Origin of the sequence: Rosistilla oblonga (assembly GCF_007751715.1) — a bacterium.
Lineage (GTDB): Bacteria > Planctomycetota > Planctomycetia > Pirellulales > Pirellulaceae > Rosistilla > Rosistilla oblonga.
This window is the reverse complement of the sequence record NZ_CP036292.1, coordinates 1,552,502-1,577,741: the sequence shown is the minus strand read 5'-3', so window position 1 is coordinate 1,577,741 and position 25,240 is coordinate 1,552,502. Positions and strand designations below refer to the sequence as shown.

16 protein-coding genes are annotated in these 25,240 nt (G+C 56.2%); 8 read left to right on the top strand and 8 right to left on the bottom strand.

Annotated features, from left to right (window positions below):
• Positions 1-62: 62 nt before the first annotated feature.
• The 4 genes from CA51_RS05635 to CA51_RS05620 all read right to left on the bottom strand — a co-directional run bounded on the left by CA51_RS05635 (position 63) and on the right by CA51_RS05620 (position 7,084).
• Complete coding sequence (locus CA51_RS05635) at positions 63-1,262, bottom strand: DegT/DnrJ/EryC1/StrS family aminotransferase (protein ID WP_145118589.1); 1,200 nt, start codon at positions 1,260-1,262, stop codon at positions 63-65.
• On the bottom strand, positions 1,262-1,873 hold the full coding sequence (locus CA51_RS05630) for a sugar transferase (RefSeq protein WP_145118588.1): 612 nt from the start codon (positions 1,871-1,873) through the stop codon (positions 1,262-1,264). The genes CA51_RS05635 and CA51_RS05630 overlap by 1 nt, the downstream gene beginning before the upstream one ends.
• Before the next feature lie 258 nt (positions 1,874-2,131).
• Positions 2,132-4,750: an O-antigen ligase family protein gene (locus CA51_RS05625; protein WP_145118586.1), complete on the bottom strand. Its 2,619-nt coding sequence runs from the start codon at positions 4,748-4,750 to the stop codon at positions 2,132-2,134.
• A 72-nt stretch (positions 4,751-4,822) separates the two neighbouring features.
• Positions 4,823-7,084 (bottom strand): polysaccharide biosynthesis tyrosine autokinase, encoded by a 2,262-nt coding sequence (locus tag CA51_RS05620; RefSeq protein ID WP_145118585.1) that lies wholly within the window; start codon positions 7,082-7,084, stop codon positions 4,823-4,825.
• A gap of 513 nt (positions 7,085-7,597) precedes the next feature.
• On the opposite strand from CA51_RS05620, the gene CA51_RS05615 reads away from it, so the two are divergent.
• Positions 7,598-8,926 carry a nucleotide sugar dehydrogenase gene (locus CA51_RS05615; protein ID WP_145118583.1) on the top strand — a complete coding sequence of 443 codons (1,329 nt, stop codon included), beginning with the start codon at positions 7,598-7,600 and terminating at the stop codon, positions 8,924-8,926.
• Here the strand turns inward: CA51_RS05615 and CA51_RS05610 are convergent.
• Positions 8,885-10,447, bottom strand: coding sequence for a lipopolysaccharide biosynthesis protein (locus CA51_RS05610; RefSeq protein WP_145118581.1), 1,563 nt, complete (start codon positions 10,445-10,447; stop codon positions 8,885-8,887). The genes CA51_RS05615 and CA51_RS05610 overlap by 42 nt on opposite strands.
• Before the next feature lie 236 nt (positions 10,448-10,683).
• Here CA51_RS05610 and nusB point away from each other — a divergent pair, with 236 nt between their 5' ends.
• From nusB to CA51_RS05595, 3 genes are all read left to right on the top strand, one after another.
• Positions 10,684-11,100: a transcription antitermination factor NusB gene (nusB, locus tag CA51_RS05605; RefSeq protein ID WP_145118579.1), complete on the top strand. Its 417-nt coding sequence runs from the start codon at positions 10,684-10,686 to the stop codon at positions 11,098-11,100.
• Between the two features lie 206 nt (positions 11,101-11,306).
• Positions 11,307-12,707, top strand: coding sequence for an O-antigen ligase family protein (locus CA51_RS05600; protein ID WP_145118577.1), 1,401 nt, complete (start codon positions 11,307-11,309; stop codon positions 12,705-12,707).
• 180 nt (positions 12,708-12,887) lie between these two features.
• Entirely contained in the window at positions 12,888-14,159 is a 1,272-nt protein-coding gene (locus CA51_RS05595; RefSeq protein ID WP_145118575.1) for a redoxin domain-containing protein, read from the top strand.
• A gap of 146 nt (positions 14,160-14,305) precedes the next feature.
• Here the strand turns inward: CA51_RS05595 and aroE are convergent, their stop codons facing one another.
• Positions 14,306-15,919, bottom strand: a complete 1,614-nt coding sequence (gene aroE, locus CA51_RS05590) for a shikimate dehydrogenase (protein ID WP_338052335.1) — start codon at positions 15,917-15,919, stop codon at positions 14,306-14,308.
• A 351-nt stretch (positions 15,920-16,270) separates the two neighbouring features.
• Here aroE and CA51_RS05585 point away from each other — a divergent pair, with 351 nt between their 5' ends.
• The 3 genes from CA51_RS05585 (at position 16,271) to CA51_RS05575 (ending at position 19,395) form a co-directional block, all read left to right on the top strand.
• Complete coding sequence (locus tag CA51_RS05585; RefSeq protein WP_197451617.1) at positions 16,271-17,386, top strand: outer membrane protein assembly factor BamB family protein; 1,116 nt, start codon at positions 16,271-16,273, stop codon at positions 17,384-17,386.
• A gap of 222 nt (positions 17,387-17,608) precedes the next feature.
• A complete protein-coding gene (locus CA51_RS05580) occupies positions 17,609-18,919 on the top strand; it encodes a coproporphyrinogen-III oxidase family protein (protein WP_145118569.1) in 1,311 nt (436 codons plus the stop codon).
• Positions 18,916-19,395: a glycine cleavage system protein H gene (locus CA51_RS05575; RefSeq protein ID WP_145118567.1), complete on the top strand. Its 480-nt coding sequence runs from the start codon at positions 18,916-18,918 to the stop codon at positions 19,393-19,395. Before CA51_RS05580 ends, CA51_RS05575 begins: the two co-directional genes overlap by 4 nt.
• A gap of 102 nt (positions 19,396-19,497) precedes the next feature.
• Here the strand turns inward: CA51_RS05575 and CA51_RS05570 are convergent, their stop codons facing one another.
• Together CA51_RS05570 and CA51_RS05565 are read right to left on the bottom strand one after the other, a co-directional pair.
• Positions 19,498-20,418 (bottom strand): hypothetical protein, encoded by a 921-nt coding sequence (locus tag CA51_RS05570; RefSeq protein WP_145118565.1) that lies wholly within the window; start codon positions 20,416-20,418, stop codon positions 19,498-19,500.
• 211 nt (positions 20,419-20,629) lie between these two features.
• Complete coding sequence (locus CA51_RS05565; RefSeq protein ID WP_231746019.1) at positions 20,630-24,085, bottom strand: type II secretion system protein GspD; 3,456 nt, start codon at positions 24,083-24,085, stop codon at positions 20,630-20,632.
• A 493-nt stretch (positions 24,086-24,578) separates the two neighbouring features.
• Here CA51_RS05565 and CA51_RS05560 point away from each other — a divergent pair, with 493 nt between their 5' ends.
• On the top strand, positions 24,579-25,166 hold the full coding sequence (locus CA51_RS05560) for a DJ-1/PfpI family protein (protein WP_145118563.1): 588 nt from the start codon (positions 24,579-24,581) through the stop codon (positions 25,164-25,166).
• Positions 25,167-25,240 lie beyond the last annotated feature (74 nt).

The following is a 25,240-nucleotide window of genomic DNA, read 5'->3' as shown; positions in this document are numbered from 1 at the left end:
TTGGAGGGTTAGCAATACATATTCATGTTGACTTCGACATGAGTTATCTAAGGTCGGTTGCATCACGCCGCAGATTTCAGCGATGAACAGGAAGAACCAGCCAAACGCCACAGTTGATCGCAGACGTATTGCAATTGTTCATTGGTCATAGTGGGATACAACGGAAGCGACAATGTTCCGCTCCAAAGACGTTCAGCCGAAGGGAACTTTTCTTTCCTGAGCTGGTACCTGTCACGATAGTACGTCATTCTGTGCAGAGGTTTATAATGCACCGACGTGCCAATCCCCGCCTGGGTAAGCTCTTGTATAAGTGAATCCCGTTCGATAGACGCCGAAGAATTGAGCGTAATAGGGAATAGATGCCATGCGTGGTCTTCATGGCTCACGTCAGAACGTGGCAAATCTATGGCTTCAATGCTACCGAGGCGTGCGAAATACACCTCTGCGCATCGTTGGCGAGCGGCCCGGAATAGGCTGGCGTTCTCTAATTGTGCCAGCCCAACCGCAGCGGCTAGATCCGGCATGTTGTACTTGTAACCTGGAGCGACTACATCGTATTCCCAACCGGCTTTGCTCGATGTGAATCGATCCCACACGTCACGGTCGATGCCATGCAATCGCATTAATTTCGCTCGTGCGTAGACCGCTTCATCGTCGGTTGCCAACATCCCACCTTCTCCGGTGGTAATCGTTTTATTGGCATAAAAGCTGAAGCAAGAAATGTCAGGGAAGCCACCAATCGATTTGCCATCGATCTGCGCGGGGAAGGCATGCGCAGCGTCATGGACAATTCGGATCCCATGACGTTTGCAAATCGCCAAAATACCTTCGTCGCCGTTTTCGTCATCTAACAACTGCGCGGGATGACCGCCGAAGTGAACTAACATCAGGACTTTAATATCCGGACATCGCGTAATTGCATCACGCAAGATCGCAGGGGTAATATTTCGCGTAAGGTAATCACAATCCAAGAAAACTGGGTGCGCTCCCAAATAGTTGACAACTTCTGCTGTCGCGGTAAACGTCATCGTAGGAACAAACACGCGATCACCCTGCTTTACGTCCAATGCGTCTAAAGCTAGGTGCAATGCCGCAGTACATGAATTTACCGCGACCGCGTATTTTGCTCCGACGCACTCAGCAAATCGGAGTTCGAACTCTTGAGCCTTGCCCGCAGTAGTAAGCCATCCCGAATCAAGAACATCACGCACATATGCGTATTCATTGTCGCCACAGGACAACTTAAAAAATGGCACTTTCATCAAGCAGATTCCTTGCGTGGTGCGGCGACGGCCGCTATCGTGCGGAGCAAAATTGCGGCATCCTTAGCAATATTGTTGCCGCTGGAAACGTATTCTTTGTAAATTGTGAGTTTGGATGGCAGGACAGTATCTGCGTAGAACCGTTCAGGCTCATCGCTCGCAGCCAATAAAGATTCTTCATGACGATAGACAATCGATGCTGGATCGGTGATCCCAGGACGAACCTTAAGTACCTCAGCCCATTCAGCAGGATAGACATTTACCCATTTTCGCACCTCTGGTCGTGGCCCAACAAGCGACATGTCGCCCCGAAGCACATTCCATAACTGAGGCAATTCGTCTAGCTTCCAGTGACGCAGGAATTTGCCAATCCGCGTGACGCGAGATACATCCCCCGCATCGAAGTCGCCAAACTGCGATGGTGGGCGGTGTGACATGGTGCGAAATTTGACTAAGTTAAAATCGACTCCGTCTTTACCAACGCGAGTCTGTCGAAACAACACGGGCATTCCATCGGTGACAAGTACCATTAACGCAATAACCAGAAGCAATGGCATGATCAGCACCAGCGTGATCGAGCAGATTACAACATCAACAACTCGTTTAATCATTACTTTATTTAATCCAACCGAATACCGACTCTAACGTGCAACGGCACGCGTTCTTGCCCACCATATACGGTGGTTGCCAAATTGAGAAAGCACTGTCGAATCGGGTATCGATCGCGAGCATGCTTCTTCCGTAGCGAGTACAGATCGCTAATGATTCTGTAGCCGCTTACCGCAACAACACACCGCCAGTACTATCAAGTTTCTTTTTCTGCTACAAGACAGGCTTCCCTGGTAACAAATTTGGTGCGTTGGACGACTTCATCGCCTCGCATGCTCGGAATTATTTTCAAGTTGGCGTATGAGACAGGTTTCTAACGCGTGCGATACACTGCTGTCATCCGATCTGCGTGCTTGACACCACTTAAGATGCTCTACTGCTTGTTCAAAGTGGTCTTGTTGGTAAAACGCCAAAGCCAACGCTTTCCGATACGAGTAATTGCTGGGCTGACACTCAAGGGCTTTCTGCAATGCGTCGACAACCTGTCGTTCTTCGCCAAGCTGGCGATACAAGGCGTGCAAGGAGTAGCAAAGCTCGGCGCGCTTTGCTGGGTCTTTCTGTTGCGTTTGTTTGGTAGCCAAACGATGTACTAATTGCTTCGCCAGTATTTGCGTTGCCGACAGGTCAGACGCTTCCCGATATGCGTAATACATTCTCCATAACCCAGGTGTTTCCGGTTGCAACTTTTCGAGTAGAAAACTCACTGGGAAAATCGGCCGCAATTGCTCGATTAACGAAGCCTGAATTCCTGGGTCATGATTAAATGCGAATTGCCAATGCCTAAATCCGTCATCTAACCGTCCCATAGAAATCTGTCTCTTGCCTCGAAGCATGTGAATTAGTGCATCATGCTTCCGAACTCGTAATGCTTGCTCAAACAGGGCATCGGAAGCGACAGTCGAATTGGCCAGGAAATCTGAAGGCACGGCAAATACATAGGCTGTCCCCAACAGCGGATTGTGGGTCAACGCAGTGACCGCCAACTGAAGAGTTTCTGGAGGCAAAACACTGATATTTTTCGTCGGGGCAGAAGCCATAACTTTCGACGCTGGATCGCTTTCCGCACGCCAAGACGCTTGGGCGAGCAGTACCCCTGCTTGCCGGTGCGCGGGGTCAAGGCCAAGCGTTTTCTTAAGTAACGCTACCTCGCGACCTTTTCGTTCTTCGTCTCCCGCTGCTGTATCTCTGGTGACAACTCGAAATCGATTCCAAGCTGTGGCGGCGTGCGCCGAAGGCAACATTGTTGTAATCGAAAAGCCAATCATCGCCATGCAAATCACACTAACGACGATGTGCCCTGGGCCTGGAATTGTTACTTGACCATACCTGCGGAACAACCCAAAAAACGAACGTCCGGCGCCAGTCAAATCCGATCCTGTTGCACCAGATTCGCGACTTGAGCGACTCAGCTCTGACAAGCGGACGGCCGCAGCCATAACAATTAGAGTCCAAGACATGCAGGCGGAAATATACCAGACAAAATCGCCAATGGAATGCATAAGGCTCACTGCAATTCCCGCGCATAGCGGAGCGATTAGCGCCGCCAACTGAATCGTGTGCTGGGGGGCGGATGATTCTACACGCCGCAGACAGGTGAGCAGGCGGCAGGAAAGAAACCCCATGACACACCCGAGCAAAGCAATCGCACCAACCCCACCTTCCATCAACAATTGCAGGTAGCCGCTTTCGCCGTGCGTAAAGTCGACATTGTAGAATTCTGCCATGTAAACCGGATAGACATCGGGATGGGAACCGATGCCTGTGCCCGTCAGCCAGAAGTTTTGTGTGGCGGAAAGCATTGCGTCCCACAGGGCACGGCGTCCATGTGACAGCTCCTCAAGAGATTGCGACTCGTGCAGCGTCGACAACCGCCGGGCGAGCGGTTCATAACCATAAATGCAAAGCGCCACGACAACCATCGTGCCAATACCTGCGGCGATTTTGAACATCGTACCCTGCCCGAGGCCCTGCCAGCGATACAGCCCCACAGCGACAAGAGTTGCCGTAGCAAATACGAGAAAACCGCCACGTGAAAACGTAAGCATCGCTGCCAATGTGACCAAACCGATTCCGAAGGTGATTGCGAGGACTTCGATCGAGACGCCCTGAGTCTCCTTCATTCCAGAAAATTGGCGACGACTATTCCGTTTTGATTTAAAAGAATGCGTTGGCGTTGCGTCTCCGCGGATCGCGATGGACAGCAACCAAAGCAGCGGCCCAATCCCCAAGGCCATCATATGAGCGAAGTGGTTTTTGTTTTGGAACGGCCCAGTCACGACCCCGTCCGTTGTTCGGAAAGGGTGCTCATAAAGCCATAGAAATTTACCGTTGCTAGCGAGAAATTGAGCGAGCCCAAGGGCAGCCAAGCCAATCGTGCCGTAGGCCAGGCTACGGAGCAGCCATTCAACATCTTTAAGCTTCCGAATCCGCTGGACCAACAACATGAAAAACAGCGAATAAGCCAGGTAGACCGCCAACGCTTGGCGAGTGGCATTCGGTGCCAACGAAATCGTGTTCCAGGTGCCGATTTGGAAATGGTTGGGATCGGGGGATGAGAACCAAATCGGCAATAATTCACGGAGTTTTGGCGAGAAGGTCAGTAGCACTGACTCGGGCCACGGAATCAGCTGGAACACCAACAATAGCGCTCCTGCCGCGATGATCCACTCGGCACCGCTTAACCGTAGCACAAAGGCTTTGCGACATAGAGATTGAACGATCCAGGCGAGCGTCATCAAGCTGACGAAGCAGACAAAGACAAACTTCCCCAACGGTCCTCGTCCCCCCATGAACAACGGTGCGACAAAGAGCACGCCGTAGAGTGCCCAGTCAAACGCCTTGCCTGCGAGCCGTTCGATGGTGGAAGGGGAATCGTCCATGATATTTTGCTGCGTTAGGCAGCCGCCGAAACCTCGAAAGTTCAATACGGCGATACGAGATCGTGCCTGGGACTATGCGGCTTTCCGGTGAGGTGACTGTGTCGACGTTTGCTCCATTGGCAATGCGTCGATCGCCTCGTCTTGCTCTTCGTCGCCATAGCCGTATCCGTAACCATAGCCGTAACCATATCCGTATCCGAATTGGCCCCCCGAAACGCTGTCGTCAACGCGATTCAAGATAATTCCGGTTAACTGTACTCCCAGCTGCCCCAACTGTTCGACCGATCGAATCACCAGCTTACGATGATTCTTGGCAGGTTGAACAACCATCATCAAACCATCGACGAAGCGACCGATAATCGCTGCATCGCTCGCTGCGACCACTGGCGGGCAATCGACAAGGACCTGATCGTAGTTGGCTTCGGCCCATGCCAACAGTTCGCCAAAATGGGAACTGGAGAACAATTCGGTCGGGTCTTGCGGTCGCGGACCGGCGGGAATGATCGACAGGTTGGGAATCCCCGTTCCCTTGACTTCGTTCGCCCAAATCGGTGCAACAACGTCCGCTTGGGTCAGCAGTTGTGAGACGCCACCGAGTCCGCGCATATCGAACAAACGAGTTAAGCCTGGCTTACGAAGATCGCAATCGATCAATAGCGTTCGTTTTCCCGCGGTAGCGTAAGTAACCGCAAGGTTGGCGATCACAGTTGTCTTTCCATCGCCAGGTTCAGAACTTGTAATCGCCAGCTTTGAGAAATCGCTCCCTTGCAAAGACAGCGAGGTACGTAGTGTTCGGAACGCTTCGCTTTCGGCGCTCTTGGGATTTGTAAACATATGCAGGTTCTGGCCTCCCGCTTCCCCGGATCCATTTAAACTCTGGATCATAGCGATCACCGAAACGCCAACCTGTTCCTGCAGTTCGTCAGGCGATTGAAAGCGATCCTCGAGCAGATCGGTCACATACGCAATCGCAATCCCGATTCCGCAGCCTGCAAAAATACTTAACAACCCGATTATTTTAAGGCGGGGAGCGACCGCACCGGGAGACGCGACAGGTTCACCAACCACGGAAACCCGGATGTCGCCTCCCTCGGTTTGCAGGTCGATGTTGGCGATTTGATTCAACAATGTATCGTGCCAATTGCGCAGCCGCTGCAGTTCGTTTTCGACCAATTGCAGTGAGGTCATGCGGCTGTTCAACGTAACCGCTTCAGCTTCCGCGACCGCGTACTCCCGCTCCAGCTGTTCTTCATTTGCTTGCGTCTCAGCAAGTGCTTCACTGATCATCGACAGCAGCATATCACCGAGCTGTTGTTCTTGGTCAGGCCCGTTGGCGGCATTTATTTTCGCTCGGTATTCGGCCAAGTAACGCTCGGAATCGGCGATCTTCTGCTGCAGCATCTGAATCTTCGGATGCACCGGACCTAAGTGCTTGGCTTGCGATTCCAACAGGGCTCGATCGGCAAGTAACTTCTGTTCAATCTGATCGTTAACCTGGGCAAAACGTGGACTCATACCGAGTCCGTTGAGCATTAGTTCGCGGCCGATCGTCGGTTCCAGTTCGACCAAATACTGTCGCAGATCGCCACCGGTTTGGATCGCATGTTTCACTGCCACTTTCGACGCCTGAAGCTTTAATCGCTTTTCCCTAGCGGCGACCAAAATGTCGTTCATCTTCACCGCCCGTTGGACCAGTGGATGAACGACGTTGCTTCCGCTGCGCAGACCAAGATCGCCTGCCTCGCGACTCACCTGAACCCACTCCTCTTGTTTCGCTTTGAGGTCGTGTTCCTTCTCTCGCAGCTCGTCCTTGAGAATCGTCGCGATCTCGACCGAGACATCTTTGTGACTGGTGTCGATAAACTCGAGATACGACTCTACGACAGCTTCGAGTACAGCCCGCGCGGCGAGCGTCGATTTGGATCGATAAGAAAGCTCAATGATACTGGTCCGTCGCGCCGCACTTGCAGAGAGATTGCTACGCAGTAAATCTTTCCACTTCTCTTCCGACACGCCCACGAGGTCGATCTTCAACTCGTTATCAAGCTTGCGAATTCGATCTAACGCACCGCCGAGAACAACCGAACTCTCAATCAATCGCTCGTGAGTTGCTACCAATGCATCGTTGGTCAGATTCGATGAGACGCCAGCGTTGAGCATGTCAGGACTGGTCTGCGTCACCAACAGTTGCGCCTTCGCTTCATATACCTTGTCCGCCGTCAGGTAATAAAACGCCCCCAAAGCACATGTGACTAGAAGCGAAAACGCGATGTATTGCTTCTTCCTGCGAAGCATCCTAAGGAAACGCAGCGCCGCATGTATTGCATCGGCCACCGGAAATTCATCGCTTCCTTGTTCGGTTTCCGACAGCCGGGGGGCGGATTCTCTTTGCACGTTGCTTCTCGGCAGAATTAAAGACGGACGAATTAGCTGGCTAGCGCGAGCCCATTTTGGTTAGTCGATGCGGAACTCTACTGAAATAGCCTCTGTGGAGAAAGCTTGATTTTCGACTTAAGGCTTTTGCTAGCGATGATGCGGGTATTCCTATATTAAAACGCTACGTGTTCGTCTCAGCTGTGACCTGACCTAGCGTAAACCAGCTTCAAACGGCATTTTTCACCTGCGCACAAAGCTGCATTTATCTGCAGTCACGATTTATGCGAGCACAGATACCCGCCCGCTAGCGATTTCGCTTGCAGCTGAAAGGCCTGAATGCCTATCCTACGTTGAAATCAAAATTGCACAGCGGCCGAAATCGCATCGCCACGCTAGCGGCAACGCTAGCAAACCGCATTGTTTCGTGCCCGTTCCTCCGACCATTCCCTTTCCAACTGACAGCACCACGCGATGAAAAATAACTACGACGAATTAATGCAACGCATCGAGCAAGGGACCGCTTACGTTGGCGTTCTGGGACTCGGATATGTCGGCTTGCCGTTGATCGATGCCTTCTCGTCAGCTGGTTTTCGCTGCCTTGGGTTTGATGTCGACGAGCGAAAAATTGAGTCGCTGGAGTCGAAGAAGAGCTACATCAAGCACATCGCCGATGAAAAAATTACCAAGTGGTATTCAGATGCCAATTTCTCAGCGACAGTCGACGCTAGCAAACTGGCGGAGACCGACGCGCTGCTGATCTGTGTCCCCACGCCGTTGGATGAAGCCCGCGATCCCGACCTGTCGTTTGTAGAATCGACAGCTCGCACGATCGCCGCACATCTGCGGCCCGGGCAAATCGTGATCCTGGAAAGCACGACCTACCCGACCACCACTCGCGACGTGATGGTGCCGATCTTGGAAACGTCCGGACTCAAGGCTGGCGTCGACTTTTACGTTGCCTACAGCCCCGAACGCGAAGACCCTGGAAATCCAACCTTCTCCGCTGCCGGAATCCCTAAAGTGGTCGGCGGTATCGACATTCCCAGCCGCGACCTCGCTTGCGCTCTCTACAACAAAGCCGTTGCCGGAACGATCCCTGTCGACAACTGCGAGATCGCCGAAGCGGCCAAGGTGCTCGAGAACATCTATCGTGCGGTCAACATCGCCCTGGTCAACGAACTGAAAGTCCTGTTCGATTCGATGGGAATCGACGTCTGGTCGGTGATCAACGCTGCGAAAACGAAGCCCTTCGGTTTCCAAGCCTTCTATCCCGGACCGGGGCTCGGCGGCCACTGCATCCCGATCGATCCGTTTTACCTCAGCTGGTTAGCTCGCAAACAGGGACTCAACACCCGGTTCATCGAACTGGCTGGTGAAGTCAATTCGTCGATGCCAACCTATGTGATCAACCGGACCAGCGAATTCCTGAACGAAGTCGGCAAGCCGATCAAGGGGAGCAAGATCTGCATGCTTGGCGTCGCCTATAAAAAGGATGTCGACGATCCTCGCGAAAGCCCTTCCTTCACGCTGATGGAAATCTTGCTGCAGCGCGGCGCCGATCTAACCTACAACGATCCGCATGTCCCTGAGTTGCCCAAGATGCGGCACCATGATCTGCCCGAGATGGCCAGCCAAGAACTGACCGCCGAATTCTTGAGCCAACAGGATTGCGTGCTGATCGCGACCGATCACTCCGCCTACGATTACGACTTCATCGTCGAACACTCATCTCTGATCGTCGACACGCGGAACGCGACCTCAGGAGTGAAGTCGGGGCGTGAAAAGATTCGCAAGGCTTGAGTTCGCCAGACGCGAATGCAATTTGAGAGCGTGCTGGCGGAATTCGGCCAGCACTTCTCCCAGGTAACGCTGCGTGTGCAAACTAGTCGCCATCACCGCAGCGATCGCCAGCAGCGCAAAATACGGCCCGGCCAGCAGCGTCGCCGGCAAGATCAAAGCGAAGCCGATCGAGCGATCGAATACAAACCCTTGGGTCGACATAAAGTAGAGCACCATCAGTAGCACGACGAGGTTGGCGATCGCCGTGGCAAGCATCGCTCCGTATAGCCCCATCGTCGGCAGCAGCAGCCGATTGAGCAGAATGTTTGCCAGCAAGCCGAGCGTCAGCGCGATGCCGATCAGTTTCCCCTTCTCGGCGCACCACAGGTAATTCTCAGCGACGATGATCAGCCCGCTCCAGGCGCAGAAGACAAACGCGATCGGCATCACAGCGAGCGCCTGCGTATAACGACCGTCCAATAGATTGTTGAACATCCATGGGGCGATCAACATTCCCACCGCCGAACCAAACGCAAACGCTCCCGAGAGCAGCAACAACGTTTTGCGAAGCCGCAGGTTCACCCGACGCTTCCGCCCCGATTCCCAGTCGGCCGTCAGATAAGGCATCAACGAACCGCCGATCAGAGTCCCCAGGCTGAGCAAAAAGATCGGCAGCAGCCGCGCGCTGAAATACTCGCCGACCATCGCTTGCCCGACGCTGGGCCCACCGACGCTGAAGTGCAGGATCATGTAGCGGTCCGACAAATCGAACAGGTTGCCGATCAGATTGATCGCCCACAGCGAAGCCGCATAAGGAGCGATCCGCCGCGCCAAAGAACGATGCGTCAGCGGGTCATCCGACCGCTGCAGCCCCGACCAATTCCTCATCAGCACCCAAGCCGCCGGGACACATCCCAACATCGCCGCCGCAGCAAAGGTCAGGATCAGCCCTGAAACTCCGCCGCCGATCGCCATCCAGCTGATCGCCAGCAGGGTAAAGCCGACGCTGTGCACGAACTGCATCAGCGACGCGACGCGAACCTGCCGCAATCCGCTGACCAAATGCTCCATGAAATTGAAGATGATCGTCGCCACCAAACAGGTCGCTAGAGCAAACACCGGCTGGACGACGTTGGGGTCGCGAAAGATCAACTCGGCGTATCGCCCAGGGCAAACCAACATCGACACCGCAGCCAGCAGCGTCAACACGGCGGTCCCAAACACGATCCGGTAGATAAAGGCCTGCAATTGGCCGCGGCGACGAAAATGTTCGACGTAGCGGACGATCGATCCCGGCAAACCGAGCAGAAAGATCGGCGTGATCAGATTGATAAAACAGAGCGCCATCGCCCACTGGCCCAGCGTTTCTTCGTCGAGAAACTTGCAGAATCCGATACTACGGGCGAACCCGACGGCTCGCTGCACCACGGTCATCGACAGCGAAACCAACAGCCCTACGGCAAGCGAATCGGCCAAAAACGGCTCTCGCGCCTCGGGCTGGACATTTTCAGATGCAGGGATCGCGGGATTGGATGAATCCATGGAGGCACGGACATTCGGATAACGGATGGGAATTTTGCTGAATAAATCTAGTCTTGCTTTTCTAGGACGCTTGGCTGGAAATATTTTCACGGCAAGCGAAAATTGATGAACGTTCGGATTGCATCGGTTTCAACACCACCGCAGCCGATGCGACAATCATCGCAGGGCCCTTTGCGCAAACGTTATTGCGTGCTTAACTTACGGCCCAACATCAGCAACTTCAGAATTTGGATCTTATGGCAACTCGTCGGCGAGCGCGTGAAGTCACGTTACAGCTCTTATATGAATACGATTTCGGAACCGAGCGTTCGCGCAGCGATCGCGATCAGTTCATCGAAACGCGGATGCGGAATCACCCAGCTCTGTCGGACTTCGCTCGCTCGCTGCTGGGCGGAGTCATGAATAATCGCGGACAAATCGATTCGCTCCTCGCCAGACACTCGTCCAATTGGTCGATCAGCCGGATGGCAGTCATCGACCGCAATATCTTGCGATTGGGGATCTACGAAATCGTCTTCGGCAAAACCCCCGGGCGAGTCGCGATCAACGAAGCGATCGAAATAGCCAAGCGGTACGGCGATCGCAAGAGTCGCGGTTTCGTCAACGGAATCCTCGATCGAATTCTCAGCGAAAGCAAACAGGCGGCCCGGTAGGCGAATCGCGCCCGGAAACGCCCTGTTTAACTTCAGCTGCAAGAATCGGCACGCTACCTGTGAGAAACTGCCACAAAGTCAGGCGATCCCATTAAAAAGTTGTCGCAGTTTTTGGTTCTTGCCCTAAGTTTCCCGCCCTCATTCGATTCTGGCAGCTAGGTTTGATCGCACCATTGGAGTGACGATTCGATTGCCGGAGAGGACGGGTGGAATTCTTAGGATTACTGTTTGCATTAGCCGCAGGAGTGTGGGGTATCTACCTTGCGCACCGCGTCTCGCTGCAAATGCTGGTCCTGGCTGTTTTGATCATCGGAACGGTCTTCGGCCCCAACTTCTTTGCGATCAACGGCCCGATCCAATTCAGCATCGACCGCATCCTGTGGTTTGCCATGCTGGGACTGTTTGTGGTTCGCTGCCTCCGCGACGGCACCCGGCCGATCGAAATGAACCGGATGGATTGGTTGATCGTCGCCTTCGTCGGCTGGCTTCTGCTGAGCCTGATGACAACCGACGCGCCCCGATCGGGGACCGAACCACTCGCTCGCTGGATCTTCTACGCCTTCCTGCCGCTGGGGACCTATTTCGTCGCCCGGTTCTCACGCCTGTCGCGACGCGAACTGCGCATCGTGCAGCGGACCTTCATCGGGCTGGGGATCTATCTGGGGCTGACCGCGCTAGCCGAAAAAGCGGAATTGAAGGCGGTGATCTTCCCTCGCTTTATCATCGATCCCGAATTCGTCGAATTTCTGGGGCGTGGACGCGGGCCGCTGCTGAACCCAACCGGCAATGGATTCCTGTTGTCGATTGCGTTCGCCGCGATGTTGTTGGCGTTTCAGCAACGGAACCGTATCGCCAAGTTCGGGTATGGGTTTGCGATGCTGGCAGCCGCCGGCGGCGTCTATGCGACGCTCACCCGTAGCGTTTGGATCGCCGCAGCCGCTGCGGTTTCGCTGTCGCAGATGAATCGGATCTCCCGGGGGCTACGAATCTGGGCGGTCGCGTCGGCGATCGTCTTGGCGGCAGTCATCGCGATCGGCTTTGGCGACAAGATCCTCCATCTCAAACGCGACAAAAATCTGTCGGCCAGCGCTGCGGCGGAATCGATCGAATTGCGACCGATGCTGGCGATCATCGCTTGGGAAATTTTCAAAGACCATCCGCTGTGCGGCGTCGGGTACGGGCACTATTTCGATTTCAACCAAGAGTACGCGCAGGCCCCTCAGTGGGAGATGCCGCTCCGCAAAGCAACGCCCTACCATCAGCACAACGTCCTGCTGTCGTACCTGGTCGACAGCGGCCTGATCGGCGCAGGTCTGTTCACCATCCTGGTCATCTGCTGGGGATTTACCGGCTGGCAGATCGCCCGCAGTTCGTCGGCCTGTCCCGAGGCACAAAACATCGGCCTGCTGATGCTGGCGACCGTCAGCAGCTATCTGCTCAACGGCATGTTTCAGGATGTGTCGATCATCCCGATGCTGAATATGTATCTTTTTTATGTCGCCGGACTGACAGTGTCGGTCGACACCGTCGACGGCCGCTTGCCCCAGCGGAACTTGGCTCAACAGCGTCCGGCTGCGATTCTTCGCCAACCGGCGACCAGCCGATAAATTCGAAATCGCTTCCATCGGCATAGGTTCGGGCGTCGGGATCGTCTAAGATTGACGGAACTCCCTCCTTGCACACCAGTTAGGAATGGGCACGGAACCAACCGACGGCAGCCCATCGACTGCAATGCGATCGGCCCAGCCAAACCTCCCACCAAAGAACCTTTGACAGGAATTCAAGTGATGTTTACTCGCCACCTGGCCCCGGCCCTCGCAGGCTTGTTTGCCATTGCCGCCAGCTCGCTCAGCGCGCAGGAACCGGCCAAGGTCTCGCCCGAGGCAGCCCCTGTACTGTCCGCGTTTGTCGATCAGATCAAAGCGGCCAAAGCGGTCACCGCCGTATTTAAGACCAGCGAACAAGTTTTCTCCGAAGGCCAAGTTGTCTTCGAAACCAAGACCGATTACTCCGCCGCATCGGCACTCCCTAACAAGTTCGCTCTCCGGGTCGACAGCGAAGAACTGAACGTCGACATCATTTCCGACGGCAAGATGTTGAACATGTTGGTCACCCCCGACGCCTACATCTCCAAAGACAGCCCCGCCACGTTGGCCGATCTGATCGTCGAACCCGGCATGCCCGGCGGACCGATCATCGACGCTCTGTTGGCGATGACGATCCCCAGCGAATCGGCTCGCGAAAGCCTGTTGACCGACGTCACCAGCGTCGAATTGGTCAAACCCGAAGGGGACGCCAAACCAGCTGGCAAGACGTTGCAGCTGAATCGCGCCGACGACAGCTTTGTCCAATTGACGATCACCGACGGCAAGCAACCCAAACTGGCCGGGATGCTGATCGACATGACTGAACTTATCAAGCGAGCCAACCCGCAGGTCCAGAAGACTCCTGGGTTTAAGTTCGTCGTCAACGTCGTCGTTGAAAAGTGGGAATGGGCCGAAGGCGGTCCGGACACCTTCAAATTCGAAGCTCCTAAAGATGCCAAGGCCTTCGCTTCGGTCGAAGCTTTGGTCGAATCGATGGAAGGCGGACCGCACCCGTTGGTCGGCAAACCCGCTCCTGATTTCGAAGCCCCGCTGATGGACGATTCGACCCTGAAGCTGTCCAAGCACCTCGGCAAAGACGTCGTGATCCTCGACTTCTGGGCAACCTGGTGTGGCCCGTGCCGATTGGCGATGCCAGTGATCGCGGAAGTCGCCGAGGAGTTCAAAGACAAAGGCGTCGTTTTGTACGCGATCAACAACGCCGAATCGAAGGCGGAGATCGAAGCCTTCTTGAAGCAGTCGAAGCTGGCGATCACCGTCGCTCGCGACGAGGATTCATCGATTGCGATGACCTACCAAGTCACCGGGTTTCCGATGACCGTGATGATTGGCAAGTCGGGCAAAGTTGAAAACGTTCACCTCGGCTTCCAGTCGCTGGAGAATCTCCGCGAGCAATTGACGACCGAACTGTCGGTCCTCTCCAAGGGCGAAAGCTTGGTCGAGAGCAAAGAATAAGCCGGCCAACGGCTTTGCAGTCAAGCATGCGATCAGCTGACGAGGCTCTCCTCCCGCTGGGAAGAGAGCCTTGCCGATCGCGGATCGTTTTGAACCTCGCGGATCGATGATCAAAGGTCGCGTCAAACACGCGGCCTCGCGGGATCTCAGCTCTCTTCGTCGTCGCCGTCTTGGTCGGCGTTGGCCGCTTCGGTCGCATCCCAAGTCTGAGCGGGATTCACAGCGCGAGCCAAGGCTTGTCGCATCACGGCGATCGGCGGTTCCTTGCCAGTGAACAGCTTGTATTGATAGGCTGCCTGGCGGATGAACATATCGACGCCGGTGACGATCTTGCATCCCTTTTGCCGCGCCAGCTTGACCAGCAGCGTTTGGCCCGGATTGTAGATCGTTTCGAAGACCGTCGTTTCGGCTCGCAGTTGGCGGCCATCGTAAGGCGATTGGTCGAGGTTGGGATACATTCCCAACGGCGTACCGTTGATCAAGATATCGACCTCGGGATCGTGTCGGTTTTCCCAAGCGATCGAGTTGCCGCCGACCGATGCGGCCAAAGCTTCGGCCCGCGCCGGACTTCTTCCGGTGACGATGATGTTCGCACCGCGCTGCCGCAGTCCCCAAGCGATCGCTCGGCAGACACCGCCGGCTCCCAACAGCAACGCCGTCTTGCCGCGAAGCGGTTCGTCCGACGAAGCATCGTGCTCGACCGACTCCATCAAACAATCCATCGCCGCGCGGTAATCGGTGTTGAAACCGCGACGCTTGTCGCCATCGAAGACGATCGTATTGACCGCGCCGATCTCGTGCGCCGAAGCCTCGATTTCGGTCAGGTACTCCATCACCTCTTCTTTGTGAGGGATGGTGACGCTGAGCCCCTTGATCCCCATCCGCTGGCAGTTCTCCATGAAGAAGTCGAGATCTTCGGGAGGAACGCGAAACGGCAGGTAACGATTGTTGAGTTGTTGGTGCTTGAAGCCGGCGTTGTGAATCAACGGGCTGTAGCTGTGCCCGACCGGATCGGCGATCACACCAAACAGGTTCGTATCGGCGTTGATGTTGTCGGCATCGTACAACCGCAGCATCTCCTTCCAACCGACTTGGCCCGGCGCCATCGTCCGCTCCGAATCGATCGACGCGAAGGTCAGCGGCGATCCCCAGCTTCCCTGCAGGATCCGCGTCGGAGTCCCCAGGTCGCCCATGCAGATCCCGATCGTCGGGACGTCGGAGTTTTTGACAAGCTCCATCATCCGGAACGTATCCTCGACGCAATTCGCCATCGTCGCCAGTTTGACCACGTCGGCGTCGCGGCGAGCCAATTCGCTGTGCAGTTCGGCAAGATCGTCGGGCGTCGTCTCAAAGTTGTGATAGCTGACGATGCGTTTGGTCCGCCCGTACCGCGGCACGGTGTGAGCGATGTCTCCCTCGAGATCGACATAGTCGACTCCCGAAGCGATCGCCGAGCGCAACAGCATCAACCGATCTTCTTCGCTCCCTTTCCAGCGACCGCCATCCTCGCGGCGACGGCACGTGGCGATCACCTCGCAATGCTTATCGCCCAACAAGCGATGCAGATCGACGGTCCGCGTCAGGTAATCCAACCGCAACTCAACAAGCTTGATCCCCTGTTGAGCGATCCATTCATATTCGGCGATCATTCGTTTATGGCGACCGCGACCAATGCTGACACAAATCATAAAGTCCGACTTAAACCTGGTGACAGGAGCGATTTTCGAAGTAATAACGGTATCGGATCCGTTGCTGTCCATGGCCACAGATCTTACCAAGGGTTGTCTGATGTGTACAAAAATCTCTGCAATGGCTGCCGCGCCGGCATCCCTTGTCATCCGATACACTTTAATCGACGCGAAGAAAGTTCGTCAGATACGCCCCCGACGAATTTGAAAAGTCAGAAAATTTGGCAGTTTGCACCCCCTGCGACCGTTCCCGGTATAATGAATCGGCATTCGCCAGCCACCAGGCCGCCGATTGCCCCTGCCGATTTGAAACCACTCCCGAACGCGGGCTCTTTCGTCAACGCGCTCTCACGCGGCTCATCCGCCTTGGACGCGCTACAGTTCAGCCCCGCGCAGCTCCAGCAACCCTCGATTAGCGACGCGATGCAGCCTTTGAAAACAGATGGCATTCTCCTGGCCAGCCTCCTCTGCGTGGCGACGGTCTCCAATTGCTTGGCCCAGTGGCCGGTCCAACGCGGCAATCTCGCAGCGACCGGAGCGGTCGAGGCCGCGCTCCCCGAAACGCTTTCCCTGCTTTGGGACTTCGCCGACGCGGCAGCTTTCGAAGCGACCCCGGTGATCGATTCGGGGCGGATCTACGCCGCCGATACCGAGGGGAACGTCTTCTGCCTGAACCTGGCCGATGGCAAGCTGATCTGGAAGGTCTCGATCGATACCGGTTTTCTAGCGGCCCCCGCGATCCAAGGGGATACGTTGGTCCTGGGCGATTACGACGGCATGGTCTACGCCCTTTCGACCGCCGACGGCAGCCAGCGTTGGAAATTCGAAGCCGACGGGCAGATCGATTCCGGAGCGATGTTCCATGGCGAGAAAGTCCTGATCACCTCCGAAGCGGGCAAACTGCACGCGTTGAAGCTGACCGATGGCTCGGTCGTCTGGGAGTACGAAACCGCCGACCAAATCCGCTGCTCCGCCACCGTTGCGGGCGACCGCACTTTCCTGGGCGGCTGCGACAGCCAGCTGCATGTCGTCGATCTGAACACCGGCAAAAAGGCGTCCGACCCGATGCCCTTGGAAAGTCCCACCAACAGCACGCCTGCGGTTGTCGGTCCGCTAGCCTTTTTGCCAACCTACGGCGGGCACGTGTTTGCCTTCGATTGGCAAAAGGGGACTCGTAAGTGGACCTACGAAGACCCCGAGAAATCGCAAGAATACAGAAGCAGCGCCGCGGCAACCGACAAGGTCGTCGTCGTCAGCAGCCAAGGCAAACGTCTGACGGCGCTCGACGCTTCCACCGGCAAACAGCTCTGGCAGACCACGGTCCGCCGCCGCGCCGACGCATCTCCCGTGATCGCTGGCGACAGCGTGCTGCTGGCCGCCACCGATGGCCGCTTGTACCGGTTCAACCTGCATGACGGCAAACAGACCTGGCAATATGAAGTCAAAGGAGCTCTGCTAGCATCCCCCGCGATCGCCGACGGAAAGCTGATTCTCACGACCGAAGAGGGACATGTGCTCTGCTTCGGCGGCAAGCAATGACCGCCGAGCCATTAAGCGTTTGTGTTTCGGCTGGCACCTCCCCGTTGAAACACGGATTTGCCATAGGCAATGGCTGTCGAGAACTTGATTTACTAGTAAACTGTTAAGCAGCTCGGGCCGAAGAATGCATGCGGGTTGTCGATTCCAACCGTAGACCGCGTCGCTCGGGACGTTTTTCGTCTTCCCGCACCGCCCCCATCCGACCACCAAAAGAGAGATTCCATGAGCACCACCGATTCCAAAACTGAAGTCGGCAGCTATTTCATCTCCAACTACCCTCCTTATTCTCAGTGGACGGTCGACGCCCTGCCAACTGTCGAGCAGACGCTCGGCAGTCCCCCCAAGCCCGACACGCCGCTGGGGCTGTACCTGCACATCCCGTTTTGCCGCAAACGCTGCAAGTTCTGCTACTTCAAGGTCTTCACCGACGTTAAAGCCCCCGAGGTGCAACGCTACGTCGACGCGTTGTGCAGCGAGATCGAAATGGTCAGCCAGTTGCCCGTGATGGGGGACCGACCGTTCCGATTCGTCTACTTCGGCGGCGGCACTCCCAGCTTCCTCAGCCCCAAACAATTGACGGCGCTCTCGGAACGACTGCACCGCCACATCACTTGGGATGGCGCCGAAGAGGTGACGTTTGAATGCGAACCGGGCACGCTCAGCGAGACCAAGGTCAAGACGCTTCGCGAAACCTTGGGCGTCACGCGGCTGAGCCTTGGCGTGGAGAACTTCACCGATTCGGTGCTCGAAGAAAACGGCCGCGCTCACCTTTCCAAGCAGGTCTACACCGCCTGGGAATGGATCGAAGCTGCCAATTTCAACAACGTGAACATCGACCTGATCTCGGGAATGGTCGGCGAGACGTGGGACAATTGGAAGTACAACATCGAGAAGGTGATCGAACTGAGTCCCGAGAGCGTCACGATCTATCAGATGGAACTGCCGTTTAACACGGTCTATTCCAAAGACATCTTGGGTAACAAGATCGAGACCCCCGTCGCCGATTGGCCGACCAAACGAGCCTGGGTTGCGTACGCGTATGAAGAGCTGAAGAAGGTCGGTTACAGCGTCAGCAGCGCGTACACGATGATCAAGGATCCCAACAAAATCAGCTTCAGCTATCGCGACAATCTGTGGCGTGGCAGCGATCTGTTGGCCACCGGGATCGCCAGCTTTGGCCACGCCCAAGGCGTCCACTACCAAAACCTGCCCGGTATGGAACAGTATCTGGGCGCGATCGAAGAGGGCCGTTTGCCGCTGGGACGCGGTTTCCAACCGACCGAGCATCAGATGCTGATCCGCGAGATGGTTTTGCTGCTGAAGAAGGGCGTGCTGGACGTCGGTTATTTCCGCCAGAAGTTTGGCGTCGACGTGATCGATCGCTGGCGCGACGTTTGGCAAGGCTACGCCGACGAGGGGCTGCTGAGTTTCACCGACGACCAAGTCGAATTGACGATGGATGGTCTGCTGCGTGCCGATTCGCTGTTGCCCGCGTTCTTTGAGCCCGAGCACCAAGGGGTTCGCTACACATGAGCGAGTCTGCCGAGTCGAACGACTCGCTGGTCTTCAGCATGGGAGAGTTCCAAGCGAGCTTTCCGCAAGACCGTCTGTATGCCAAGAACCATATGTGGGCGATGCCTACCGACGCGGGACGCTTCCGTTTCGGATTGTCCGCCTACGCAGTTCGGCTGCTGCAGGACGTCTACTTCCTCGACTGGATCGTCGACGCCGGAGCGACGATCGCCGCCAGCGAAAACATCGGCAGCATCGAGAGCAAGAAGGCTGAAAGCGACCTCTATTCGCCCCTCGCCGGTCGTTTGACAGCAATCAATCCGGAAGCCTTGGACGACCCTTCGGCGATCAACGCGGAACCGTATGGGGCCGGTTGGTTGATCGAAATCGAAACCGATGACGCCAGCCGTCTGCTCGATCCGGAAGCTTATCTGAAGCATCTCGATTCCGCATGGGAAGTCGCTCAGCGAACGATCAAAGGCCAGGCGAACCAGTAGCTCGCCGCGCTGGAGTCAAGGCTTCAGCCGACAAAGCGCTGGAGTCGAGGCTTCAGCCGACGGAGCGCATCTTCAGCTGAAGCCTCGACTCCAACAATCTCCTTAAAACGTCACCCCGGCGTTACCAAACATCCCGGCATCGAAGTCGTATTCGTCTCCCGATTCGTATTCGATCGTTCTCGCAAACGCGATCCCCAGCTCGGCAAACCAGCCGCGTCCGCCATCGCGAATCTGTTCGACGCCAAACATTGTGCGGATGTCGCCGAGCGTCAGTTCGTCGTCGCTTCCATCGCTGCGCCGGACGTTGAACGTATTGCCGCCGGGAGCGATCGAGGCGTAGGCCCAGGTTTCGCTGAGCGGTCCGTTTTTGGCGATCCGACGCATCAGCCGCGGTCGCGGGAACATCAACTCCAATCGCCAATCTGCATTCGGCCGCCAATCGAGCCCAACCGCCGGCAGCACCGGCAGGTCATCGCGGCCAAGATAGGCGGCGCCAAACGAAACGGTTAAGACTTCAGGAATCCATTCCCACGCGATCACGCCAAAACCGGACAACCGCCACGAGGCGTCTTCGGTTTCAAAATCGGTCCGCAATTGGGGCGAAACCATCGCCAAAATCGAGAGCCCCGGTTTCCATTGATACCGCGTGAAGAGAGACACTCCGGTCTCGTACAGCCGATCCGGCACATCGATCGCATCGCCAGCGTTGACAAAATATTGCCGAAAGCTGGGCGTCAGCACCAACAAATTCTGAAAGCTGCCCAACGGAACCGCCAACCGCGCAGAGACTTTGTAGTCCGCGATCGACAGCGCGTTATCTCCAGCGTCGCTGACGTAGCCGCCCGCGAGAATCACACCTTGGAACATGCTTTTGCGAAACCGCACGACCGGTTGATCGTCCCAAGCCAGCTCCACCTCTGGCTCCTGCCCCACGCTATCGATCGCCATCAGGCAAACAGCGATCCCGGTCAAGGCAGCGGCGTGAAGCGCGCGTCGGACCAGCTGGCAGATGAGCGAATTCATCGTCGTAAGCCCAAAGAAATGCTCGGAGTCGAGAAAAGGTCCCAGCCCAGATGCGACGCGGCTGGGCAAGTCATCCTGTTGTGTCGCGAGCGAAGCGCTGGGCCACAGAATGCTCCGCAGCCAGCGGTCCGCTCTATCTACAAAAAACCGCAGGAGCAGCGTCGTGAAACGCGACTCCTGCGGGTCGATAGTCTACAGATTTGGCAGCCGATTAACGGGTCGGATCGAATCCGGTTTGAGCCAATTCTTCCTCTTCTTGGATGATGATCCGCGGTGTGACCATCAGCATCAAACTGTTGGTTTCACGTCCGGTACCGACGTTCTTAAACAGTCGGCTGATGTACGGGATCTTGCTCAAGATCGGCACACCCTGCTCGGATCGTGTTTCACGCAATCGCTTGATACCACCCAACAAGATCGTTCCACCATCGGGAACACTGACCGTTGTCGAAACCGAAGTAAACGCGAAGGTCGGCAACTGGACCGTGGTACCTTCGTTGGTTTCTTCCTCGGAAACCTCTTCGTCTTGTTCGTCGATCACACCGTCGTTGTTGGTGTCGCGGCGAGACGAATTGCTGCTCGACGAACGGCCTTCGAACGTAAACGTGTCGACGTCACCGATCTGGCTGAAGAACGGTACCAACGTCAGTCGGACGAAGCGTCGGTCGTCGCTGACCACCGCTTGCACGTTCAACGCAGTACCTTCGTTCAAGACCACGATGATCGGCTGTTGAGCGACGGCAAAGTCACCGACGATCGGCGTCACGCTGATCACAAACGGTCGTTGCGATTGATCGTTGATCGATGCGATCTGGCCGTCGAACAGCGTCACCTTAGGTGCCTGCAGAACGTTTGTTCGGCTGTCACCCTGAGCGGCTTCCAAGAAGAAGAACGCTTCGATGTCGCTGAGGATCGCAAAACCAATGCTCGCTGCCGAACCGGGATCGAATCCACCAAACGCTGGTGCCGAGGCCCCGAAGCTGCCTTGGTTAAAGACAAAGTCGAAGTCGGCGGTCGGCGTGCCGGCGGAGTCGCCGATACCGATCGCAACCGAAGGACCGCGGTCGTCCAGTGGCAGTTCGGAAACGTTGTCGTCGAACTGAGCGTTGAAACTGAGTCCGATACGCTCGAAGAAGTTGTCGGCCAGCGAGATGAAGCGAACTTCGATCGTGACCTGCAAGTTCTGCAGCTTACGCAACGATTCCAACAGCTGAGTGATCTGGTCATGGACTTCGCTGGTCGTGCTAACAACCAGGCTCAAGTTGGCCGGATAAGGGCTCATCGTACTCGGTCCACCCAACGCTTCCCAAGTATCGGGAACAACGGTGGTTTGAATCAGTTCCATCAGCGAATCGAAGTCGGCGATCGCACCACCACCCATCGAACCGGGCTGTGTGGTTTGACCTTGATGTCCGCCGTTGCCGCCAAATCCAAACGCTCCCGGAGCGGTGAAGCCACCTTGAGCCAAGATGTTGGGGTTCATCGACGTCGGCGACATCGGAGTGTTATTTGCCGCCAGACCGGTCAACGACACGGGGACCGTGTTGACGTTCAAGCGATTGTTCGCCATCGCGTGAGCCGCTTGAATGGCTCCCGCCAATCCGGTCTCGTACGACGTTGTAAAGTTAGGAATCGGCAGTACCAACGATGCGACGCGGTAGGTCACAGGATAGACATCCGATCGCTGCATCTCGCGGCTGGTGACCATCAAGACTTCGTTGCGGATCACATAGCTCAAATCCAGTGGGCTGAGGATCAATTGCAAGGCACTGCGTAGCGAGATCGGCTGGCTCAGATCGATGCTGACCGATTGATCGCGAGTCATGTTGAAGGCCGACAGAGCGCGATCGTCGATGTGCATCGGCACGCCAGTCATCTTGCTCAACGTGTCGATCACTTCGCCCAGTGGTCGGTTGTCGAAACGCACTTCCACGGGAGTCGTCAGACGACTTTCGATCTCTTGTTCGCGAGGGCCCATGCGACGGTTGGCGGCGCGTTCACGCTGCAACCGCGTGGTGCTCATCGGTGCCCATTCGCGAGCATCGGCAAACTTCAATGGGTTGCGGTCGTCGAACGGAATCGACGATTCATCGACGGCCTGCAGGGTATCGACAAATCCGATCTCCTTTTTGCCCTTGATCTCTTCGGCTTGATTCAAGCGGATGCCCATTCGCGAATTGTGCCACAACAGCGTTGCGATCGGCGAATCGGGTTTCAGTTCATTGACTTGTTTGGCAATGATCTCCGCTTCGGGATAACGTTGGTCATCCATCAGTTCGTTGAACTGTTCAACCAATTGAGAGATCTTCTCGTCCAATTCGATCAGGTCGAACTGCTCTTGGTTGATCTCTTCGCGAATCCGAGCGTTGGTCATGTCCAGATCGATCTGGGCACGATTCTGTTCGACGTATTTTTCTTGAGTGCTGATCTGACGATCGACCATCGCCAGCATCTGCTGACGCGATGCCGAATCGGCGTCTGTGTTCCCTTCGACGCTGCGACGCAGACGTTGCAGTCGTTCCAGAGCTCCGATTGGATTGTCCTTCTTGGCTTGTTCGACGTTCGCCAATTCGCTGGTCACTTCACGCATCAAACGTGCCCGAGCCAATGTTTGCTCTTGAGTGACAGCATCAAACGCAGCCGTCGATTCTGCCATCGGAGGCGTCAGAGTCGCTGGACGCATCAACGTCAGCTTGTCTTTCAATTGTTGGCGAGTCGCAGGATCCAAGGTCGCTTCGCTCTTCCAAGCTTCCAGGAACAAGGCCCGTGCTTCTTCGCTGTTGCCAGCCGAAAGCGCTTCGACACCCTTGCGATAGATCTGCGCTGCTTCGCCGGGCTCAGGCACTTGAGGCAGATTCGCTTGAACCTGCATCACCTGCGAACCCTCATTGGTCGCGTTGTATCCGCTCTGCTGAACCTGGCCGTTGCCCGCGGTGTTGCCGATCGGCATCGTCGCACCGGCTTGAACCACGCCGCCCAACTGAGCTGGATTGAATTGAGCCTGTTGAGACGACGCTGGCTGACGACGCGACATCGAATCGGCATCCAACATCAACTGCCAAGGACGCGTTTGACCTGGGCGGAAGGCTGCATCGGGCACCTCCAAGCTGTCGGCCTGCGTCGCTAGTCGTTGAGCGGTTCGGAAGTCGCCGCGATTCATCGCAGCTTGTCCCATCGCAACCAAACGTCCCGCTTCGGTCAAACGCTGTTCGACCGGCGACGTCTTGGTGATAGCCGGGTTTTGTTGTTCGGGATTCGATGAACCATCGGCTGTTGGCAGCCGCGTCATATCGATCGCGGCCGATGGATTCGCCCCGCCCGCCAATTGCATCGGCGGAAGGCTAAAGCCTCCGGGCAATGCTTGCTTGAGCGCCTGGTCGGCGGAAACCGAAGGGACGATCGCCATCAGGTCCTTCGCCTGAACGCCCATCGATTGCAGCTGTTGATACAGCCCATCGAGTTCGGGCCTCAGCTGGGGCACCATCGGCAACATCCCCGCAGCTTCGCGGAAGGCGGAAACTGCAACCGGCAGATTCCGCTCCGCTATCGCCTGCTTGGCTTGCTGAACCAGGGCAAAGGCTTTGCCTGGATCAAACGAAGTTGGCTGGGCAGCACGAGGCTGGACAGGCACCGGCGCGTCGGCGGGGGCCTGAGCATGCGTATTCACATCAAGGCTTGAGAGCACAGCTCCTACCAGAGCGATTGATGCGATCCAAAGTCTGTAGTTCACCGTTGCAATCAACGCGAATCTCCTTCATCGCGGGCACGCTTTAAGCAAAACTAACCCGCCAGCCAATGTTCGCGAACGAAATTCATTTTCGATGCGATATCAAGATCGCCGATCGCTGCGTGCGCCATCCGTGGCAATTTCTTCGCAGAACCGAACGATCCAAGTTCCGCAACCGTCTGACCAACCAAACGATCGCGTTTGCCCTCCTGCTTTGCGATCACACAAAACAGTGGGCTGGAGGGTGAGTACCAATCCGAAACCGCCCACGTCAAGCCAGAATTTCCACCAATCGATGATATTTTTTGCGGCGGGCCGTTCGGCTGGGTGCCTGGCTAAAAAAGGAGGCCCAGGTTAGCCTGTGGTCTGGAGCGAGTTAGCCTCCTGCGACAACCGATTTTTGCTCCCTTTTAGCCCCGAGGACCCCCAGGCGATGGCTGCCAAAAAGATTCTGATGCTTGTCGGCGATTTTGTGGAAGATTACGAAGCGATGGTGCCGCTGCAAATTCTGCTGTGCGTCGGCCACCAAGTCGACACCGTCTGTCCCGGCAAGCAGGCGGGGCAAACCGTCGCGACTGCGATCCACGATTTCGAAGGGCATCAGACCTACAGCGAAAAACCTGGCCACAATTTTGCTATCAACGCCGATTTCGATTCGGCCGACGCAGCAGCCTATGACGCCTTGGTGATCCCCGGCGGCCGCGCTCCCGAATACCTGCGGATGAATTCCAAGGTGATCGATCTGGTGAAGGCGTTCCACGCCGCCGACAAACCGATCGCCGCGGTCTGCCACGGACCGCAGATCCTTGTCGCCGCCGGTCTGCTGGAAGGACGCAAGTGTAGCGCCTACCCAGCCGTTGCCGCGGAAGTCACCGTCGCCGGCGGCCAATTTGTCCCGGCATCCGACGGATTCGACAACGCGCACGTCGACGGAAACTTGGTCACCGCGCCGGCTTGGCCCGCCCATCCCGCTTGGATGCGAGCGTTCCTGGAACTGCTGGGCAGCGAAATCAAGCCCTAACCGCGACCTCGCCGATACTTCACAATCGGACACGCGAGTTTCCCCTTCCTCTATAAAAATGCGACGCCTGCTGC

Bases quoted from the DNA above. Each gene is read 5' to 3' on its own strand.
- CA51_RS05625 (WP_145118586.1), bottom strand. From the start codon at position 4,750: ATGGACGATTCCCCTTCCACCATCGAACGGCTCGCAGGCAAGGCGTTT.
- CA51_RS05585 (WP_197451617.1), top strand. From the start codon at position 16,271: ATGCAGCCTTTGAAAACAGATGGCATTCTCCTGGCCAGCCTCCTCTGC.
- CA51_RS05580 (WP_145118569.1), top strand. From the start codon at position 17,609: ATGAGCACCACCGATTCCAAAACTGAAGTCGGCAGCTATTTCATCTCC.
- CA51_RS05560 (WP_145118563.1), top strand. From the start codon at position 24,579: ATGGCTGCCAAAAAGATTCTGATGCTTGTCGGCGATTTTGTGGAAGAT.
- CA51_RS05610 (WP_145118581.1), bottom strand. From the start codon at position 10,447: ATGGATTCATCCAATCCCGCGATCCCTGCATCTGAAAATGTCCAGCCC.
- CA51_RS05575 (WP_145118567.1), top strand. From the start codon at position 18,916: ATGAGCGAGTCTGCCGAGTCGAACGACTCGCTGGTCTTCAGCATGGGA.
- nusB (WP_145118579.1), top strand. From the start codon at position 10,684: ATGGCAACTCGTCGGCGAGCGCGTGAAGTCACGTTACAGCTCTTATAT.
- CA51_RS05595 (WP_145118575.1), top strand. From the start codon at position 12,888: ATGTTTACTCGCCACCTGGCCCCGGCCCTCGCAGGCTTGTTTGCCATT.
- CA51_RS05630 (WP_145118588.1), bottom strand. From the start codon at position 1,873: ATGATTAAACGAGTTGTTGATGTTGTAATCTGCTCGATCACGCTGGTG.
- CA51_RS05570 (WP_145118565.1), bottom strand. From the start codon at position 20,418: ATGAATTCGCTCATCTGCCAGCTGGTCCGACGCGCGCTTCACGCCGCT.
- aroE (WP_338052335.1), bottom strand. From the start codon at position 15,919: ATGGACAGCAACGGATCCGATACCGTTATTACTTCGAAAATCGCTCCT.
- CA51_RS05615 (WP_145118583.1), top strand. From the start codon at position 7,598: ATGAAAAATAACTACGACGAATTAATGCAACGCATCGAGCAAGGGACC.
- CA51_RS05635 (WP_145118589.1), bottom strand. From the start codon at position 1,262: ATGAAAGTGCCATTTTTTAAGTTGTCCTGTGGCGACAATGAATACGCA.